The sequence below is a fragment of the Variovorax sp. 22077 genome, from assembly GCF_052044195.1.
Classification (GTDB): domain Bacteria; phylum Pseudomonadota; class Gammaproteobacteria; order Burkholderiales; family Burkholderiaceae_C; genus Variovorax; species Variovorax atrisoli.
This window is the reverse complement of sequence record NZ_JBQEQC010000108.1, coordinates 1-491: the sequence shown is the minus strand read 5'-3', so window position 1 is coordinate 491 and position 491 is coordinate 1. Positions and strand designations below refer to the sequence as shown.

General features: G+C 66.8%; 1 pseudogene. It reads right to left on the bottom strand.

Annotated elements, in window-relative coordinates:
• Window positions 1–491: pseudogene (locus ACTJLF_RS34710) on the bottom strand (RHS repeat-associated core domain-containing protein); the annotation flags it as partial.

Below are 491 nucleotides of genomic sequence, written 5' to 3'. Positions count from 1 at the left end.
CGCGTGATGTTCTTCGCGTCATCGCGGAAGAACCACTCCTGCAGCCCGTCCGGATGGATGATGCGGTAGGTGTAGCCCTGGATGTCGTAGTAGTGCCAGGTCTCCCCGCCCAGCGCATCGGTCACGTAGGTCAGCCGGATGTTGCGGTCCCACTCCAGCTTCAGCGCGAAGCTGCCGTCGTCGGACCACTCGCGCACGGCCTTGGCGTCGGGGCCCGTGCCGTCGTACTCCAGGTTCATGCCCCGGCCGGTGCGGTCGGTGTAGCGGGTCACGAGGTGGTGGCTGTAGGCGTAGCTCCAGCTGGCGCCGTCTTCGTCCTGTGCGGCGACGAGGTCTCGTTCATCGTCGTGCGTGTAGCCAGCCAGCTGGCGCACGACCTGGCCGTCCTTCAGCTCCCACAGCGACTGGATGAGCCCGGTCTGCGCATCGGGCCTGGTGCCCACGTGGGCCATGACGGCCTCGCCGTGCTTGCTGATGATGTCGCTGAGCAC